Genomic DNA, 16114 nt, shown 5'->3' with positions numbered 1-16114 from the left:
GCATGAGCATAAAGGTCTTAAAACCAGGTTTACTAACGACTATACAAGACTTAGGACGAACTGGTTTCCAAAAACACGGTGTCTTAGTGAGCGGAGCTATGGATACGTATTCTTTACGCGTAGCAAATCTGTTAGTTGCAAACGATGAAAAAGAAGCTTGTTTAGAAATGACTTTAATGGGTCCAACACTTGAATTTGAAAAAGATTGTGTAATCGCTATCACTGGTGGCGATTTGGCACCCAACATTAACAATGAGCCTGTACACATGTGGAAGCCGATCTACGTATCAAAAGGAAACACCCTTCAATTTGGACCCTGTAAAAAAGGATGTCGAGCTTATTTAGCAGTAAAAGGTGGATTTTCAGTATCTCCTGTTATGAATAGTAAAAGTACATATTTACGTGGCGAGTTAGGTGGTTACAAAGGGCGCGCATTACAAGCAAACGATGTAGTTAAATTCACTACTTCTCAACAACAGCATGTAAAGGTGGCAAGTCATGTACATATGCCAAACTGGTATGTGAATTTTCACGAGCGCTTATCGTTTGAAAAAAAGCCCATTATCCGTGTAATAAAAGGCAGTCAATTTGATTTGTTTACTAAAGAAAGTCAACAAGCATTTAGTGAGCAAGCCTTTAAAGTTAGTACTCAATCAGATCGTATGGGCTATCGAATTGCAGGTCCTGAGCTTGCACTTAGTGAAAAAGTAGAGTTGCTATCAGAAGCCGTAACGAATGGATCCATTCAAGTACCGCCAGATGGAAATCCAATCATTCTATTAGCAGATCGACAAACAACGGGTGGCTATCCAAAAATTGCTCAGGTCATCACGGCTGACTTGCCAATTCTAGCTCAGGTAAAGCCTGGGGAAAGCATTTATTTTCAATATATTACGCTAGAAGAAGCTGAACAAATTTATTTAGAGAACGAAAAAACTATGAAGCAGTTAGCGTGTTCAATTGCACTTTATCAAAAACAAGCTTAAAAAAGCAAAAGGAGAGAAAAGAATGATTAACACTGCGGAGTTAAAAGAGGTTATATCTTTAATGAATGAAGGCGGCATTCAAAAACTACATGTGGAACATGATGGAACAAAGATTGTTCTCGATAAATCACTAACGAAAGAGGAAACAAAAGTAATACCCCCTAGCAAATCCAATGAGATAGAACCCACGTCTCCATTAAAAAATGAAGAGGTATCAAAATCAGTTCATGAAGTTCGTTCTCCTATGGTTGGAACATTTTATTCTTCTCATGAACAAGGAGCTTCACCTTTTGTTTCTGAAGGGAATAAAGTCAATGCTAACGATATCGTCTGTATCGTAGAGGCAATGAAGCTTTTTAATGAAGTAGAAGCGGGAATCGAAGGAGAAATTGTAGAGGTTCTTGTGAAAGACGGGGACATTGTCGAATACGACCAGCCTCTATTTTTAATCAAGCAATGAGGGCTAATAAGGAGTGAGATCATGTTTAAAAAAGTGTTGATTGCTAACAGAGGAGAGATTGCTGTTCGTGTGATTCGCGCATGTAAGGAACTTGGCATCAAAACTGTAGCCGTGTATTCTACTGGAGACCGTGATGCTCTTCATGTGCAGATGGCTGATGAAGCATACTGTATCGGTGGAAAAAGCCCTAAAGACAGCTATTTAAACAGTAAAAGCATCATCAGCGCAGCGGACGTTTCGCATGCAGATGCAATTCATCCTGGATATGGCTTTTTATCTGAAAGTGCACAGTTTGCAGATGCTTGCCTGGAGTATGGGCTAACGTTTATTGGTCCCTCATCTCAGGCAATCTTAGATATGGGTGCTAAATCAAAGGCGCGTGATACTATGAAGCGAGCCAACGTACCAATTGTACCAGGGAGCGACGGTTTAATTAAAGGCAGTAAAGAGGCCGCTGAGATTGCAAAAGAAATTGGTTACCCTGTCATCGTGAAAGCGTCTGCTGGTGGAGGCGGTAAAGGAATGCGAACGGCTTTTAATGAAGAAGAACTTCACAAAGCAGTCCGTCAAGCTCAGCAAGAAGCAGAAAAAGCGTTTGGAGATAAAGGAGTGTACTTAGAAAAGTTTATTGAAGACCCTCGTCATGTTGAAATTCAAATTTTAGCCGACAAGCATGGGCATGTTATTCACTTAGGAGAACGAGATTGCTCTATCCAAAGACGCCACCAAAAGCTCATTGAAGAGTCACCATCACCAGCGCTTAACGAAAAGCTACGAAACGAGATGGGAGACGCTGCTGTGAAAGCTGCCAAAGCAGTGAACTACTATGGTGTGGGTACGGTTGAGTTTTTACTTGATAAACACGGTGCATTTTATTTTATGGAAATGAATACGCGCATTCAGGTTGAGCATCCAGTAACCGAGTTAGTAACAGGCGTAGATTTGATTAAAGAGCAAATTACAGTTGCGGCAGGTTATCCACTACCCTTCACACAGGAAAACATTACTTTTTCTGGATGTGCAATCGAGTGTCGTATAAATGCGGAAAATCCTTGGCGTGACTTTATGCCGTCACCCGGAACTGTAACAGGCTACATTCCACCTGGAGGATTTGGGGTGCGCGTAGATAGCGCAGTATATGCAGGGTATACCATTCCGCCTTTTTATGATTCGATGATTGCTAAAGTTATTGTTTACGGAAAAAACCGTACGGAAGCAATTCAGCGCATGAAGCGTGCACTCAGTGAGTTTTATATTACAGGAGTGCAAACAACAATACCGTTTCACTTATCTCTTCTAGAACACGAAAAATTTGTGGAAGGAGATTTTACAACGAAGTTTTTGGACATGTATGAGATTCATCCACAGCAGGTAGCAACTTCATAAATAGTAAAAGAAGGCACCTTTCTATAGGGTGCTTTCTTTCTTATTTATATCTAATTAAACGTGAAAAAACATCCTAAAATAAGGTGCTTTCCATTAGTTTGTTGTATAATAAAACAAAGATTGTGAAAATATGTTCAAATTAAAGGAGAGCGTGAGTATGCAAGATAAAAATAAAACGGTTATGAAATCGATGAGCATTCTAACGCTGTTCATTGATTACCCTCGCCTTACATTTAACGAATTAATGGATAAGACAAATATTCCTAAAACATCACTTCACCGAATGCTTGGGTCTTTAGAAGAAATGGGCTTTTTAACGAAAGATCCATATGGTCACTATGAACTTGGCCTTCTTTTTTTACAGTTTGGTCAGCTTGTAGCCGATCGGCTCGATGTTAGAGGGCTTGCGCTACCTATTATGCAAGCGCTTCGCGATGAAGTGGAAGAAGCTGTTAACCTGATTGTTCGCGATGGAGATCAAGCGATGTATATTGAAAAGATTGAAGCTGTGCATCCCGTGCGTCTGTATACCTCGATTGGACGAAAATCACCTCTTTACGCTGGTGCATGTTCTCGCATCATTCTATCTTTTCTATCGTCTGAAGAACAGCAGCGTTATTTAGAAATAACTGATTTACAACCAATAGGGATAGGCACAATTACCGACAAAGAAAAATTAAATGAAGAGCTTCATAAAGCACGTGTAAACGGCTATACAATTAGTCATTCTGAACTAGAAGACTATACAACAGCAGTTTCAGCTCCAATCTTTAACCATAAAGGCGAAATTGCAGCTGGAATTAGCGTTGCGGGAATTGATGCACATTTTAATGAAGAAAGAATGCCGTTTTTAATAAAAAAAGTAACAGCGGCTGCAGCGGAGATTTCTGCAAAACTAGGATATATTCCTCAGCACACATCTCCATTTGCGCAGTAATTTACATAAACGGAGGAGTTTACGAATGAGACGATTAGAAGGAAAAAGAGTTGCTCTTGCTGGTCAGCGAAAAGTAGAGGACATCAAAAAAATCGTAGAAAACTTAGGTGGAATTGCTCTTATTAGACCGGCACAAGGAACCATTTTTTTAGATGACACTCATCTTGAAGAAGATGTAAAAGAACTTGTTCAAGGTGCGTACGATTGGTTTATTTTCACTACGGGTATTGGTACGGAAATCTTGTACAATACGGCTGATAAAATGGGGCTAGCTTCCCAATTTCTAGCTGCATTAAAAAACGCTAAAATTGGAGCCCGCGGCTATAAAACTATTAATATGTTAAAGAAATTAGGCCTTACACCAACTGTTCGTGATGATGATGGCAGTACAGCTGGTCTCGTTCGAGAATTGCAGAGCCACTCGTTTGATGGGTGTAAAGTTGCGCTTCAGCTTCATGGAGACCCGGCTCCAGCTTTAATGAACTTTTTAAATGAACAAAATGCAAATGCCAAGGATATTCTTCCTTATAAGCACATTCCTCCTAAACCTGACGTGATGGAGCAACTGTTAGATGAAATACTAACTAGGAAGGTAGACGCAGTCAATTTTACGAGTGCCCCGCAGCCTCGTAACCTTTTTTCGTTTGCGCGTGAAAAAGGAAAGGAACAAGAGGTTTTAGAAGCATTTGAGACAGACGTTGTGGCTTTATCCGTTGGAAAAGTAACGGCTGCAGCGTTAAACGAACAAGGTGTGAAGCGCGTGGTCGTTCCGCTACAAGAACGAATGGGGAGTGCGATTGTAGCCCTAGAGCAATACTATGAGCAAACTATAGAGAAATAATCAGGAAAATAGTACGCGTTTGCGTGCTATTTTTTTCTTGTATTTCACTAAGTCTTCCAATTATGAAATGAAATTGTAATATTTCATATAAATACATCGTGGTATAATTTTCGTAGTAAAAGACTATTTTTAGCTATTTTTCGACAATAATAGTTCGATATATACATAGATGATTAGACAGATGAAGTAATGGAGGAGTTTAAAGTGAATAAAAAAGCTATTTTTGCCAATGCCGCAGTTGTTTTAGGATTATCAAGCGTGTTTTCAACTGAAGCATTCGCCTCAACGATAAATGAAATGGAAAGCCAAAAAACAACAATTCAACAAGAGAAAGAAGAACTGCAAGGGAAAATTTCCAGTGCAAACGAAGAAAAAAAACGCTTGGAAAAAGAACAAAGCAGCTTATCAGCTCAGTTGGAGCGTTTAAAACTAGCAGCTAAGGAAAATGAAAAGAAAGTAGCAGACACAGAAGACAGCATTAAGCAGACAACTAAGAAAATAGACAGCCTTCAAAAAGACATTGATATGTTAAATGAGAAGCTTGAAGAACGAAACCAAATTTTAGCGGAGCGTGCAAAAGCACTTCAAGAAGCTGGGGGAAGTGTTGATTACGTTCAAGTCCTTCTTGGTTCCAAAAGCTTTTCTGACTTTGTTGATCGCTCGGTAGCCGTGTCAACAATTATTAACGCAGACCGTGATATTTTAAAAGAAACAAAAGAAATGCAGGATGAAGTAGCAGAGAAACAATCTTCTATAAAAGGTAAGTTAAAAGACCTTGAAGCGATGAAAGAAGAGTTAAACGGTATTAACGAATACTTAGTTGAACAAAAAGCTGAGCAAGAGACACTTTCTGCTCAATTGAATGATAAGAAATCAGAAAATGAGCAACAGGTAGCATCTTTAACTGAACAAGAGACGGATTTATCAACTCAAGAACAATCATTAACAGACAGCATTGCTGCTGAAAAGCAAAGAGAGCAAGAACAAAAAGAAGCAGCTGAAAAAGCTGAACAGCAGGTATCTACAGCTTCAAGCCAAACGATTGCTGAAAAAGCCGCTCCCGCTCAAGATAATGATAATGAAAATCCAAATCCTACATCAAAAGCTACTGTAGAAGCACCAGCGGCTAAGTCAGCTCCTGCTGCATCTCATTCCAATGTTGCAACCGTAGGAAACAAATGGATTGGCAATTCTGCATACGTATTTGGTGGAGGTCGTACGCAAGCGGATATTAATCGTGGATTCTTTGACTGTTCATCGTTTGTACACTGGGCATACTCACAAGTAGGTGTTGAGCTAGGACCTCGTGGCTATGTAAGCACTGAAACATTAAAGCGTGCGGGTACACAAATTTCTGCTGCACAAATGCAGCCTGGCGACCTTGTCTTTTTCAATACCTATAAAACAGATGGACATGTTGGCATTTATGTAGGAAATGGTAAGTTCATCGGTGCTCAAAGTAAAGGCGTTGGTATTGCAGATATGACTCAAGGTTATTGGAAACAAAAATTTAACGGACGTGTTGTTCGCATTTAACGTATAATTTTCTAAAAAATCATTCATACTAGATGGATGATTTTTTTAGGAGGTACGGCATGGATTTAGTACAAGATTGCATTAAGAAAGACTTACGAATTCTATTTGTGGGTTTTAATCCTAGCATTCGATCAAGTGAGACAGGCTATCACTTTGCACATCCTCGTAATCGATTTTGGAACATTTTATACAAGTCTGGATTAACGCCACGACTTTATAAGCCTGAAGAAGATGTAGATTTACTAAATCTTGGCTATGGCCTTACAAATATTGTGGATCGTCCTACAAAAGCTGCTGCAGAAATCACCAAAGAAGAATACGAAGAAGGACGAAAGCAGCTTGCTCATAAAATTCGTACGTATCAGCCAAAAGTCGTTTGTTTTGTTGGCAAAGGCGTCTATGAGCAGTACAGTAAACGTAGAAACGTTCCTTGGGGAATTCAAGAGGTTTCAGTTATCGAAGGAACAGTTGACTTCGTGGCCCCTTCCTCAAGCGGCTTAGTGCGAATGAAAGTAGACGATATCGTGGCTATTTATCGAGAGTTAGCAGATTTTTTTTACTAAAAAAAAGACGAATAAGTTTGGGAAGGAGGAACCTATGAAACTTCGAGTATCAGCGGTTCAATATCATCTTCATACAATTCAATCCTTTGAGGAATTTGCTCATCAAGTTGAGCACTATGTAAAAACAGCAGAAGAATTTGGAGCAGAGTTTGTTATGTTTCCAGAGTTCTTTACAACACAGTTAATGTCGATTGGTAATCATCAAGGGCAAGCATTAACAATCCAGGATTTACCTGACTTTACCGAGCAGTATCGTTCTTTATTTATGAGCTTAGCTATTAAAATGAACATTCATATTATTGCAGGTACACACGTAATAAGAAGAGAAGGGCGTCTTTATAATGTAGCTCATCTCTTTTACCCGGATGGCCGTATAGGTGAGCAAGCCAAGCTTCATATGACGCCAACAGAGCTACAAGAGTGGGACATGACGCCTGGGGAAAGCCTGCAGATTTTTGAAACTACAAAAGGAAAAGTTGCGCTGCTTACTTGCTATGATATTGAGTTTCCTGAGATTGTTCGTATGGCAAAAGCGAAAGGTGCGGATGTAATATTCTGCCCATCATGTACGGATGATCGTCACGGGTTCCACCGCGTACGCTATACAAGCCATGCACGAGCAATCGAAAACCAAGTTTACGTAGTAAACTCTGGGACAGTAGGTTCACTTCCTACCGTCGACTTTATGCGTGCCAACTTTGGTCAAGCTGCAATCATTACCCCAAACGATGTGCCGTTTCCACCTAAAGGGCTAATGGCTGAAGGTGAAATTAATCAAGATATGATTGTCACAGCTGACTTAGATTTGGAATTACTCTATAAAGTTCGAGAAAGCGGATCGGTAACAACATGGCGTGATCGCCGCACGGACTTGTATACCGATTGGGAAAAAGAAGAGGTCTTGATGCGATAAGGAGTGATGAATGTGTACCGAAGAGAGTTTTTTGTATTTGATGAAAAAAAACCTGTTCCTGCCATCATACGAAATTATCACCAAGCTGATTTCCAAGATTTAATTGCTATACAACAAGAATGTTTTCCACCTCCGTTTCCGCCTAATTTATGGTGGAATATCGAGCAGCTTACCAATCACATTACCTTATTTCCAGAGGGAGCATTGTGTATAGAAGTAAACGGTAAAGTGGCAGGAAGCATGACTGGGTTATTAGTTCAGTTTGACCCTAAGTCACCAAACCATACGTGGGAGGACGTTACGGATAGTGGTTATATTCGTAATCATGATCCAAATGGGAATTCATTATATGTTGTAGACATTAGTGTAACCCCTGCTTACCGTAAGCTAGGGTTAGGGAAATGGATGATGAATGCCATGTATGACAATGTTATTCACTTAAAACTAGAGAGATTAATAGGCGGTGGCAGGATGCCTGATTACCATCAATACCAAAGAAAGCTAACGCCCGAGCAATATATCGAAGAAATCTTAAAAGGTACCATTCAAGATCCAGTTATTACATTTTTGCTGCGCTGTGGTCGAACTCCGCTTAAAGTGATAGAAAACTATTTAGAAGACGAAGAGTCTTGTAACTACGGAACGCTAATGGAATGGAAAAATCCATTTTGGGTACAAAAAAGCATCTCAGCTAAATGAGATGCTTTTTATCGTTTTACAGCCGATTTTGGTTTGCTCATGACTTTCTTTAAAACTTCGGTTAAGTATATATTACCTTCTGGGTTGATCTTTTGTAGCAAGAAAGCAGTTGCTTCTATATCATCCATCGCACGGTGTGCATTTTCTCTAGAAATTCCATGTGCATCTAGAAGCGTTGTTAGCTTTTTATTGATAAACCCGTATTCTTTCCACTTTACGGATCTCATTGAGCAGTGCCATTTCCAGTCTTGTAAAAAGGAATAGCGCTTTAGTAAAAAGCTACGATCAAAAGAAGCATTATGCGCAATGATGCCATCAGCTTGTTTAAATAGCTCAATTACTTTTTGGTCATCAAACCTTTGACCTTTCACCATTTCATTTGTAATCCCAGTTAGCCTAGTAATATGAGGATAAATTGGGTATGTCGGCATTTCGAATCCATTATAGCGGTCTATCTCCGTGAGGATTTGAAGCTGTTCATCGTATTTGTAAAGTAAAATTCCAAGTTCAATCATTTCACAACTAGCGGGACTTAAGCCGGTTGTTTCAATATCAACAAACGCGAGTATTTTATACTGTCCAGACAAGACGTTCTCTCCCTTATCATCATGATTCTCTTATTCTACCATTGATTATTCAAATGGAAAAACGATTCCTACGTGAAAATTGACGCGTTTCTTATAAATAGGGTAGAATGATGGTAGAAGTTTATACGGAATTCCCAAAGGGGAGTAGCTGCTACAGCAAGGTCGTCACTCCGAGAGAATCTCTCCGGCTTTGTTGGCAATATGTGATATTGTTAGCGAGACCTTTGCCAAATGTTTTTGGTAAAGGTCATTTTAACCATCTTTACAAAAAACATTGTGAAGATGGTTTTTTTATTGGTTTCTACCTTTAAAGGTTGAAAATAAATTTCTAGGAGGAAAACAAATGAAAAAATGGTTAATAGGAATCCTAGCCAGCACATCGCTTTTATTAGGCGGCTGTTCAATGTTAGAAGGAGCAAATGATGCACTTACGTACGTAAACGAAGCGACAGACTATGTGCAGGAGGCCAAAGCTTTTGCTGAAGAAGCACCTGAATTAGCTCAACAAGCCATTACAGATTCAAATGCTGCAGCGGAATTTGAAACAAAGCTAGAAGATATGAAAGGGGAAATTGAGAGCTTCAATGAACTTAATGCTCCTGAATTAGCAGCAGATTTACACGCTCAGGTACTTGAGCAAAATGAGAAAGCTCTAGACGGAATCAATACGTATTTAGAAAATATAGAAGGCGGAAAGTTAGATCCTGCAGTACTTGAAAATACGGAGCTATTTCAGTCCATCCAAGACATTTCAAGCATCGTTAAGCAAATTGAAGATTTAGGATTATAAAGTAGAACAGGGAAAAGGTATCGGATTTGAGCCCGATACCTTTTCTGCGTTAGCAGTATTTGCTTCGTTTTATTTAAAGTGATGGAAAACAAAAAAAAGCTCGTCTACAAGAGACGAGTGAAAAGGGGCATATCTATAAAAAAGTACTGTCTTCACTATATAAGAGAAAAGTGAAAAAACGATGAAAAATTACCTTTTTAAAAAAATTTCTCTCGAGAAATAACTAGCGCAATGTCTGCTGTCTTTTTTTCTAGAATTCTAGTATTGTAAATGTAAAGAACTTTTAATAAGGAGGCGTTTAAATGCGAATTGTATCTCTATGCCCAAGCAATACCGAACTTATTGGTTATTTGCAATGCGAACATCTACTTGTAGGAGTTGATGATTATTCAGATTGGCCTAACAATGTTCAAAAATTACCGAGGTTGGGTCCTGATTTGTCTATTAACATGGATCTGGTTGAAGAATTAAAGCCCGATTTAATCTTAGCTTCTCTAAGTGTTCCTGGAATGGAGCGCAACATTAATGAATTAAAGAAGCGAAACCTTTCTTTTATTACCCTCAATCCTCAATCTTTAAATGATATTCGAAAAGATCTTCTAACTGTAGGGAATTTAATTGGGGTAGGTAATTATGCAGAAAAAGTAGTGAAACGATTTGATGAAGAAATAACGTACTATAAAGAAATATCCGATCGTATCGCATACAAGCCCAACATTTATTGGGAATGGTGGCCAAAACCTTTGTTTACGCCAGGTGGTTCAAACTGGCTAACTGAAATTAGTGCACTTGCTGGAGCGAAAAATCTGTTTGAAGATTACAATGAAGCCAGCGTTCAAACAACATGGGAAGTCGTCAAAAAGAGAAAACCTCAAGCGATATGCCTTGCCTGGGTTGGAGTAGCCGAAAAGAACGTCAATAAAAAAGTAATTCAAAAACGTTCTGGTTGGAAAGAATTAAGATTGTCGGAAACGGATATACATATTTTAGAGGAGGCGTTATTTTGCCGGCCGTCTCCACGCTTATTAGTTGGTCTTAAAAAGTTAGCTAAGCTGCTTCATCCTGCTACTTTTAAAGAGGATGCAGATGAAGATGTGCTACTATCAGTTGTAAAGAGTGTAAATGTTGACAAGCCTTAATCAACAAACTATGCTGTTACTACTAAAAAGAGAGAAGAGGAAGTGGTACATTGAAGCTAAATGAAATTCTTGAAACATTAACTAACCGAAAACCAAATATTTTGGGCACGGATGAATTTTTACAGTTTGCCGTTTTGGTTCCGCTTATTCAAAAACAAGATGAGCTTCATGTGTTATTTGAAGTAAGAGCGCACCATTTACGTAGACAGCCTGGTGAGATTTGTTTTCCAGGAGGTAAGATTGAGCAAAGCGATTTAACACCTAAAGATGCAGCAGTAAGAGAAACGACAGAAGAACTAGGTATTGAAAATAAAGCGGTTGAAAATGTTCAGCCGTTAGATTATATCGTGTCACAGTTTGGAACTATTATTTATCCGTATATAGGGGTTTTAAAAAATGATTTGCCACTACGTCCAAATCCTTCTGAGGTAGCGGAAGTGTTTACCGTACCTCTTTCGTTCTTTAAAGAAAATCCACCTAAAGTCCATCATATTCATTTTAAAGTAGAGCCTGACTCAACCTTCCCATTTGATGATATCATTGGAGGAGAAGATTATAATTGGCAAACACGTAAGGTGGAAGAGCATTTTTATTATTATAAAGATCGTGTCATTTGGGGGCTAACTGCTAAGATTTTGCATCACTTCATTCAGCTATTGAACAAATAAAAACAGGCGGTCACAACCGCCTGTTTTTATAATGTTTTTAGAGCTTGCTCAATACTTTTATCGCCTGCTAATAAGTCAAACGCTTTTTTGTAGGTTCCTTCTTCTGTAAGGCTAGAAATCACAACTTTGGCTACGTCTTCACGAGGAATTGTGCCGCGCGTTAAGTTTGTGGCAACTTCTACTTTATTCGTACCAGCGTCGTTCGTTAATCCGCCTGGTCGAATGATTGTATAGTCTAAACTACTTGCTTCTAGAATTTTGTCAGCATAGTGTTTTGCTACGTAATAAGGCTTTAAATCTTCATTCCAGTTTTCACGATGATGAGCTTGTAGGGCACTTACCATAATAAAACGATTAACTCCTACATTTTCAGCCGCCTCAATCGATTTGGCTGCTCCATCTAAATCAATTAGCAACGTTTTGTCAGATCCCGTGCTACCTCCTGAACCAGCAGTGAAGATGACCGCATCGCAGCCTTTCATGGCTGCTTCTAATTCTTTTACCGTTCCTTCAAGGCTAGCATAGACAGCCTCAATCTTCTCACTTTTTAGTTTCTCGAGCTGTTCTTCCTTACGAACCATGGCACGTACGGTGTGTTGTTCATTAGCATGTAATAGATTTACAACCTTTTGACCGATTTGTCCATTTGCTCCAATAACTAGAACTTTCATGTACATTCTCCTTTCTATTCTTTCTTTATTGTTTCATAGAATTCTTATGCACTCAAAAGTTATGCTTTAAACACATTTAAAAGAAAAATAAAATAAAATTCATAAATAAGAAAATAAAACCATTTTCAACCCAATAAAATTCCTAACAATTGGAAAAAAATCAAATCTTTATAACTGTTTTTAGTATTTATTGGAATTTTATTAAAAGCACTTACATTCTTGATATACCAAGTTTCAGGGTCTAAAATGTGCCTTTTTTGTCTTTAAACTATAAGAATAGAGTATATAGGACTATTGAAATTTTACTAATTAATGTTTTTTTGATATTATTCTTTGGGTCACTAATATTTTAGTCATTAAACTATTTTAATTCATTTTTTCAATGGTTATGTTGAAAACGTAAAGGAGAGATAAAGATGAAATCAAATACGATTCAACATCTAGTTGCAGAGAGAGCGATGTTATCACCACATAAAGAAGCATTAGTAGAAGGTGAACAACGCTATACGTATGAAATGTTTTCTAATCAAATTAATCGAATTGCAAACTTTTTAGTAAGTCAAGGTGTAACAAAAGGAGATCGCGTCGGGATTTTAGCTCGTACAACCGCTGCTTATCCAACTGTTATGATGGCAATTGTGAAAATTGGAGCTGTTGTCAGCCCGCTTAGTGAAAATATGACATCTTATGAATTAGACCACATTATTGAAAGTGGAAAGTTAAAAGCACTTCTACATCATCAAGAGTTTTCAACAGTTGTGGAAGGAGCTAAAGCAATTGATCAACTGGACTTTACGGTAACGCTAGAGCGCGAACCTAAGTTTAATGAACAATTCAATAAATTTTCAGCAAAAGAACCTTTTATTAACTATGAAGTAACTGAAGAAGATACGGCTTTAATGATGTTTACGTCAGGTACAACAGGAAACGCAAAAGGCTGCATGATTTCACATGGTGGCGTTCGAAAATACTTAGAAAGCGGAAGAACAGAGGATTTAATTCATGTTGAAATGCACTATTTGTTTGTGCATCCATTTTTCCATATGAGTTCAATGAACTCCATGTTTCACTGCATTAAAAGCGGCGTGACAATGGTTTGTTCAGAAGAAACCGAGCCGGCACGTATTTTAGACGTTATTGAAAAAGAGGATATTACGCTCTTATTAGCTTTGCCACCGGCTCTTACGTATTTATTAGAAGAGCTCGAGCAAAATCCTCGTGAAAACTTACCGTGGAAGCTAGCTTTATCAGGTGGAACAAAAGTACCTGAATCACTTATTCGTAATTTAGAAAAGCATGGTGTTACGGTAGCACAAGGTTACGGTAGTACAGAAGCTTGGGTGATCAGCGCATGGGCGCCTCAAATGGGATGGGATAAAGTAAACTCTGTTGGAAAACCAATTTCAGGTGTTGAAGTAAAAGTAGTTAACCCTGAAACAAGAGAGGCAGTTGCAACAGGAGAAATTGGTGAAGTTCTTGTGAAAAGCCCGTATATCTTTAAGGGATACTGGGGAAATGAAGCGGCAACACAAGCCGTTTTACATGACGGATGGTTATCTATGGGGGATGCAGGAAAACTAGATGAAGATGGATTCTTATACATTGACGGTCGCTACAAAGACGTAATTGTATATGGCGGAGACAATATTTATCCAGACCAAGTAGAAGATGTGATTTTAGGCATTGATGACGTATTGGAAACGGCTTTAGTTGGTATGCCCGATACCTTATATGGAGAAGTTCCTTACGCCTATACAGTCGTAAGAGAAGAATGTGGTATAACAGAAACTGAGGTTAAAGAGTACTGCAAAGAACGATTAACAGCCTATAAAGTTCCTGAGATCGTATTTGTACCTTCTCTTCCTAAAAACAGCGTAGGAAAAATCATGAAGAAAAAAGTAAAAGAGCTAGCTTTAGCTCATGCTTAAAAAATAAACAAAAAAAGCGGTGATTATACCGCTTTTTTTGTTTATTCGCTTAATGTTTTTGAAAGTTTCTGCATAATATGAATGTATTGTGAACGCTCTTCATCTGTCAGATTAGATAAAATGTTAACCCAAAAATCAGTACGCGTTTTCTGTAACGTTTCTACAACGTTTTTTCCTTTTTCAGTTAGCTCGATCCAAACGCTGCGGCGATTCTTCTTTTTATAAATACGTGTTACCAGCTGTTCATCTTCCAGTTGATTTAACACAATAGTAATAGCACCGGGAGATAAACCAAGTACTTTTGTGATATCGCTAACAATACAACTTTCTTTATCATAAACAGTTTTTAAGATTGTCTCTTTTGTAGGTGTAAGGTGGTAGGGAAGTAAATCATACTTTTCACCGATTACGGTGTTTCGATACTTCACTAGCGCCTCTTTAATTTGATCAATGCTTTCTAACTGTTCTTTCACATTTTCTTTGTTATACTGCGTCAATCTGTGGAGCCTCCTCTAGATTCATACGTTTGTACTAATTATTATAACATGCGTAAAGCTTTTGTATAAATGAAAGACCGTCTCTATTTGTGACAGTTTCATGAAGTTGAAACAGAAAAAAAGTTGAAGTTAATTTCCAAAATTCGTTAAATTATTATTTGTTTCGTGCTATTATGATAGTATCAATAGCGCTTTCAGACAGATGTTTCGTTTCAAAAAAGGGGTGTGTAAATGATTCTGGTTTTTCTCAGTCTTTCCTTTTCTTCTTAAAAATATTTATTTTTGATAGACGAATATTTCTATATTTTTATATAATATAGTGAAACATACATATTTTTAAAAGAAAGACATATTGAGGTAAAACCGAAATATGGGGGGATCACAATTACATGAAAAAGGTTATAGCAGCACTTTTAGCAAGTGCCACGTTGGTCAGCGGTTATATTGCATTTGATATGTATATGGACCATTCTGCACAACAAGCGGCAGCTACGGCAGCAGAAAAAGAAAAAGAACAAAAAGCCGTAGAGAAAAAAGAAAAGAAAGAGCCGGTTATTAAAGTAGAAGACTTAACGTACCAATTAAAGGATTCTCGTACTGGTGCATTAATGCGAGAATTTAAACCCGTTAACTTTGCGGATAAGGAAGTATACAATAAAGAGATAAAAGCACTTGCTTCCGAGTTAGCAAAAGGAATCGATACACCAATGCAAAGCATGAAGTTAGATGGAAATGGAGCATTAATCGGAGGCTCAAATCGAATTGTTTTAAAAGAAGAGGAACTTGTAGCGAGTCTACAAAATTTAAACACAAACCAATTGGAAATCACGGTTCCTATTTACGAGACACCACCAAATGTTTCCGTGCAGGCAGCAGCAGGAGTGAGTGAAGTGCCAATTGCTTCTTTCACAACGAAGTTTCGTCCTAGCGATACGGGGAGAAACCGAAATATTCAGCTCTCTGCTGAAGCAATTAATAATACTATTTTAGGACCTGGTGATTACTTTTCGTATAACAGTGTAGTAGGGCCTCGTACCGTAGAACGTGGCTATCAGCAAGCTCCTGAGATTATCAACAAAGAATTAGTGATGGGAATTGGTGGAGGTATCTGTCAAACATCTTCCACGCTGTTTAATGCTGTAGATAAAGCTGGCGTACAAATCGTTGCGCGTTCTCATCATTCAAAAGACGTAGGATACGTTCCTAAAGGAAGAGATGCTACTGTTTCGTGGAATGGACCAGATTTTAAGTTTATGAACAATAAATCGTATCCAATCATCATTAAGACGTATACAAACGTTGCTGGAGGAACTTTGACAGTTGAAGTTCGTACTGCACAGCGCTACCTGTAAGTAAACTAAACACAAAAAAAACCGAAGCCACTATGGGACTGACCCCTGTTTTTGAGACAGGAATCAAAACACCTTTTAAACAACCAGTTTTCTGTATTGTACAGGAGACTGGTTGTTTAATTTTGTTTGAATACGGGCATGGTTATAATACGTAATATAGC

General features: G+C 38.3%; 18 protein-coding genes. 14 read left to right on the top strand and 4 right to left on the bottom strand.

What is annotated here, in order from left to right; translation table 11 throughout:
* Positions 1 to 2 precede the first annotated feature (2 nt).
* The 9 genes from EPL02_RS00270 (at position 3) to EPL02_RS00230 (ending at position 8321) form a co-directional block, all read left to right on the top strand.
* Complete coding sequence (locus EPL02_RS00270; RefSeq protein ID WP_131886748.1) at positions 3 to 986, top strand: 5-oxoprolinase subunit C family protein; 984 nt, start codon at positions 3 to 5, stop codon at positions 984 to 986.
* Between the two features lie 22 nt (positions 987 to 1008).
* Complete coding sequence (gene accB, locus EPL02_RS00265) at positions 1009 to 1446, top strand: acetyl-CoA carboxylase biotin carboxyl carrier protein (protein ID WP_131886747.1); 438 nt, start codon at positions 1009 to 1011, stop codon at positions 1444 to 1446.
* Between the two features lie 21 nt (positions 1447 to 1467).
* Positions 1468 to 2832, top strand: coding sequence for an acetyl-CoA carboxylase biotin carboxylase subunit (gene accC / locus EPL02_RS00260; RefSeq protein ID WP_131886746.1), 1365 nt, complete (start codon positions 1468 to 1470; stop codon positions 2830 to 2832).
* A gap of 157 nt (positions 2833 to 2989) precedes the next feature.
* The gene (locus EPL02_RS00255) at positions 2990 to 3769 is read left to right on the top strand and encodes an IclR family transcriptional regulator (protein WP_094910064.1); all 780 of its coding nucleotides are present in this window, start codon (positions 2990 to 2992) and stop codon (positions 3767 to 3769) included.
* Between the two features lie 25 nt (positions 3770 to 3794).
* Positions 3795 to 4610, top strand: coding sequence for a uroporphyrinogen-III synthase (locus tag EPL02_RS00250; protein ID WP_094910065.1), 816 nt, complete (start codon positions 3795 to 3797; stop codon positions 4608 to 4610).
* 204 nt (positions 4611 to 4814) lie between these two features.
* Positions 4815 to 6146 carry a C40 family peptidase gene (locus EPL02_RS00245; protein WP_286175132.1) on the top strand — a complete coding sequence of 444 codons (1332 nt, stop codon included), beginning with the start codon at positions 4815 to 4817 and terminating at the stop codon, positions 6144 to 6146.
* Between the two features lie 59 nt (positions 6147 to 6205).
* The gene (gene mug, locus EPL02_RS00240) at positions 6206 to 6709 is read left to right on the top strand and encodes a G/U mismatch-specific DNA glycosylase (protein ID WP_094910066.1); all 504 of its coding nucleotides are present in this window, start codon (positions 6206 to 6208) and stop codon (positions 6707 to 6709) included.
* Between the two features lie 34 nt (positions 6710 to 6743).
* Positions 6744 to 7622, top strand: coding sequence for a carbon-nitrogen hydrolase family protein (locus tag EPL02_RS00235; protein ID WP_131886744.1), 879 nt, complete (start codon positions 6744 to 6746; stop codon positions 7620 to 7622).
* Positions 7623 to 7628: 6 nt separating this feature from the next.
* Positions 7629 to 8321, top strand: a complete 693-nt coding sequence (locus EPL02_RS00230; RefSeq protein WP_131886743.1) for a GNAT family N-acetyltransferase — start codon at positions 7629 to 7631, stop codon at positions 8319 to 8321.
* A gap of 8 nt (positions 8322 to 8329) precedes the next feature.
* Here the strand turns inward: EPL02_RS00230 and EPL02_RS00225 are convergent, their stop codons facing one another.
* Entirely contained in the window at positions 8330 to 8908 is a 579-nt protein-coding gene (locus EPL02_RS00225) for an exonuclease domain-containing protein (protein ID WP_247600289.1), read from the bottom strand.
* Positions 8909 to 9251: 343 nt separating this feature from the next.
* On the opposite strand from EPL02_RS00225, the gene EPL02_RS00220 reads away from it, so the two are divergent.
* The 3 genes from EPL02_RS00220 to EPL02_RS00210 all read left to right on the top strand — a co-directional run bounded on the left by EPL02_RS00220 (position 9252) and on the right by EPL02_RS00210 (position 11505).
* Complete coding sequence (locus EPL02_RS00220) at positions 9252 to 9698, top strand: DUF6376 family protein (protein WP_131886742.1); 447 nt, start codon at positions 9252 to 9254, stop codon at positions 9696 to 9698.
* A gap of 302 nt (positions 9699 to 10000) precedes the next feature.
* Positions 10001 to 10837, top strand: coding sequence for a cobalamin-binding protein (locus EPL02_RS00215; RefSeq protein WP_131886741.1), 837 nt, complete (start codon positions 10001 to 10003; stop codon positions 10835 to 10837).
* 50 nt (positions 10838 to 10887) lie between these two features.
* Entirely contained in the window at positions 10888 to 11505 is a 618-nt protein-coding gene (locus tag EPL02_RS00210; RefSeq protein ID WP_131886740.1) for an NUDIX hydrolase, read from the top strand.
* Positions 11506 to 11531: 26 nt separating this feature from the next.
* Here EPL02_RS00210 and EPL02_RS00205 read toward each other — a convergent pair whose 3' ends face one another.
* Positions 11532 to 12176, bottom strand: coding sequence for an SDR family oxidoreductase (locus tag EPL02_RS00205; protein ID WP_131886739.1), 645 nt, complete (start codon positions 12174 to 12176; stop codon positions 11532 to 11534).
* Positions 12177 to 12592: 416 nt separating this feature from the next.
* Between EPL02_RS00205 and EPL02_RS00200 the strand changes: the two genes are divergently transcribed.
* On the top strand, positions 12593 to 14104 hold the full coding sequence (locus tag EPL02_RS00200; protein ID WP_131886738.1) for a class I adenylate-forming enzyme family protein: 1512 nt from the start codon (positions 12593 to 12595) through the stop codon (positions 14102 to 14104).
* A 41-nt stretch (positions 14105 to 14145) separates the two neighbouring features.
* Here the strand turns inward: EPL02_RS00200 and EPL02_RS00195 are convergent, their stop codons facing one another.
* Entirely contained in the window at positions 14146 to 14601 is a 456-nt protein-coding gene (locus tag EPL02_RS00195; RefSeq protein WP_094910074.1) for a MarR family winged helix-turn-helix transcriptional regulator, read from the bottom strand.
* Between the two features lie 389 nt (positions 14602 to 14990).
* On the opposite strand from EPL02_RS00195, the gene EPL02_RS00190 reads away from it, so the two are divergent.
* Entirely contained in the window at positions 14991 to 15953 is a 963-nt protein-coding gene (locus EPL02_RS00190) for a VanW family protein (RefSeq protein ID WP_131886737.1), read from the top strand.
* A gap of 75 nt (positions 15954 to 16028) precedes the next feature.
* Here EPL02_RS00190 and EPL02_RS00185 read toward each other — a convergent pair.
* Positions 16029 to 16114 (bottom strand): IS3 family transposase (locus tag EPL02_RS00185; RefSeq protein ID WP_131887123.1); only part of this gene is annotated, 86 nt, incomplete at its 5' end.

This window comes from Bacillus sp. CBEL-1 (assembly GCF_004348885.1).
Taxonomy (GTDB): domain Bacteria; phylum Bacillota; class Bacilli; order Bacillales; family Bacillaceae_H; genus Priestia; species Priestia aryabhattai_A.
This window is presented reverse-complemented; position numbering and strand designations above follow the sequence as displayed.

Excerpts from the sequence above, each read along its gene's own strand:
- EPL02_RS00270 (WP_131886748.1), top strand. The coding sequence starts at position 3 with ATGAGCATAAAGGTCTTAAAACCAGGTTTACTAACGACTATACAAGAC.
- accB (WP_131886747.1), top strand. The coding sequence starts at position 1,009 with ATGATTAACACTGCGGAGTTAAAAGAGGTTATATCTTTAATGAATGAA.
- accC (WP_131886746.1), top strand. The coding sequence starts at position 1,468 with ATGTTTAAAAAAGTGTTGATTGCTAACAGAGGAGAGATTGCTGTTCGT.
- EPL02_RS00255 (WP_094910064.1), top strand. The coding sequence starts at position 2,990 with ATGCAAGATAAAAATAAAACGGTTATGAAATCGATGAGCATTCTAACG.
- EPL02_RS00250 (WP_094910065.1), top strand. The coding sequence starts at position 3,795 with ATGAGACGATTAGAAGGAAAAAGAGTTGCTCTTGCTGGTCAGCGAAAA.
- mug (WP_094910066.1), top strand. The coding sequence starts at position 6,206 with ATGGATTTAGTACAAGATTGCATTAAGAAAGACTTACGAATTCTATTT.
- EPL02_RS00235 (WP_131886744.1), top strand. The coding sequence starts at position 6,744 with ATGAAACTTCGAGTATCAGCGGTTCAATATCATCTTCATACAATTCAA.
- EPL02_RS00230 (WP_131886743.1), top strand. The coding sequence starts at position 7,629 with ATGAATGTGTACCGAAGAGAGTTTTTTGTATTTGATGAAAAAAAACCT.
- EPL02_RS00220 (WP_131886742.1), top strand. The coding sequence starts at position 9,252 with ATGAAAAAATGGTTAATAGGAATCCTAGCCAGCACATCGCTTTTATTA.
- EPL02_RS00215 (WP_131886741.1), top strand. The coding sequence starts at position 10,001 with ATGCGAATTGTATCTCTATGCCCAAGCAATACCGAACTTATTGGTTAT.
- EPL02_RS00205 (WP_131886739.1), bottom strand. The coding sequence starts at position 12,176 with ATGAAAGTTCTAGTTATTGGAGCAAATGGACAAATCGGTCAAAAGGTT.
- EPL02_RS00200 (WP_131886738.1), top strand. The coding sequence starts at position 12,593 with ATGAAATCAAATACGATTCAACATCTAGTTGCAGAGAGAGCGATGTTA.
- EPL02_RS00190 (WP_131886737.1), top strand. The coding sequence starts at position 14,991 with ATGAAAAAGGTTATAGCAGCACTTTTAGCAAGTGCCACGTTGGTCAGC.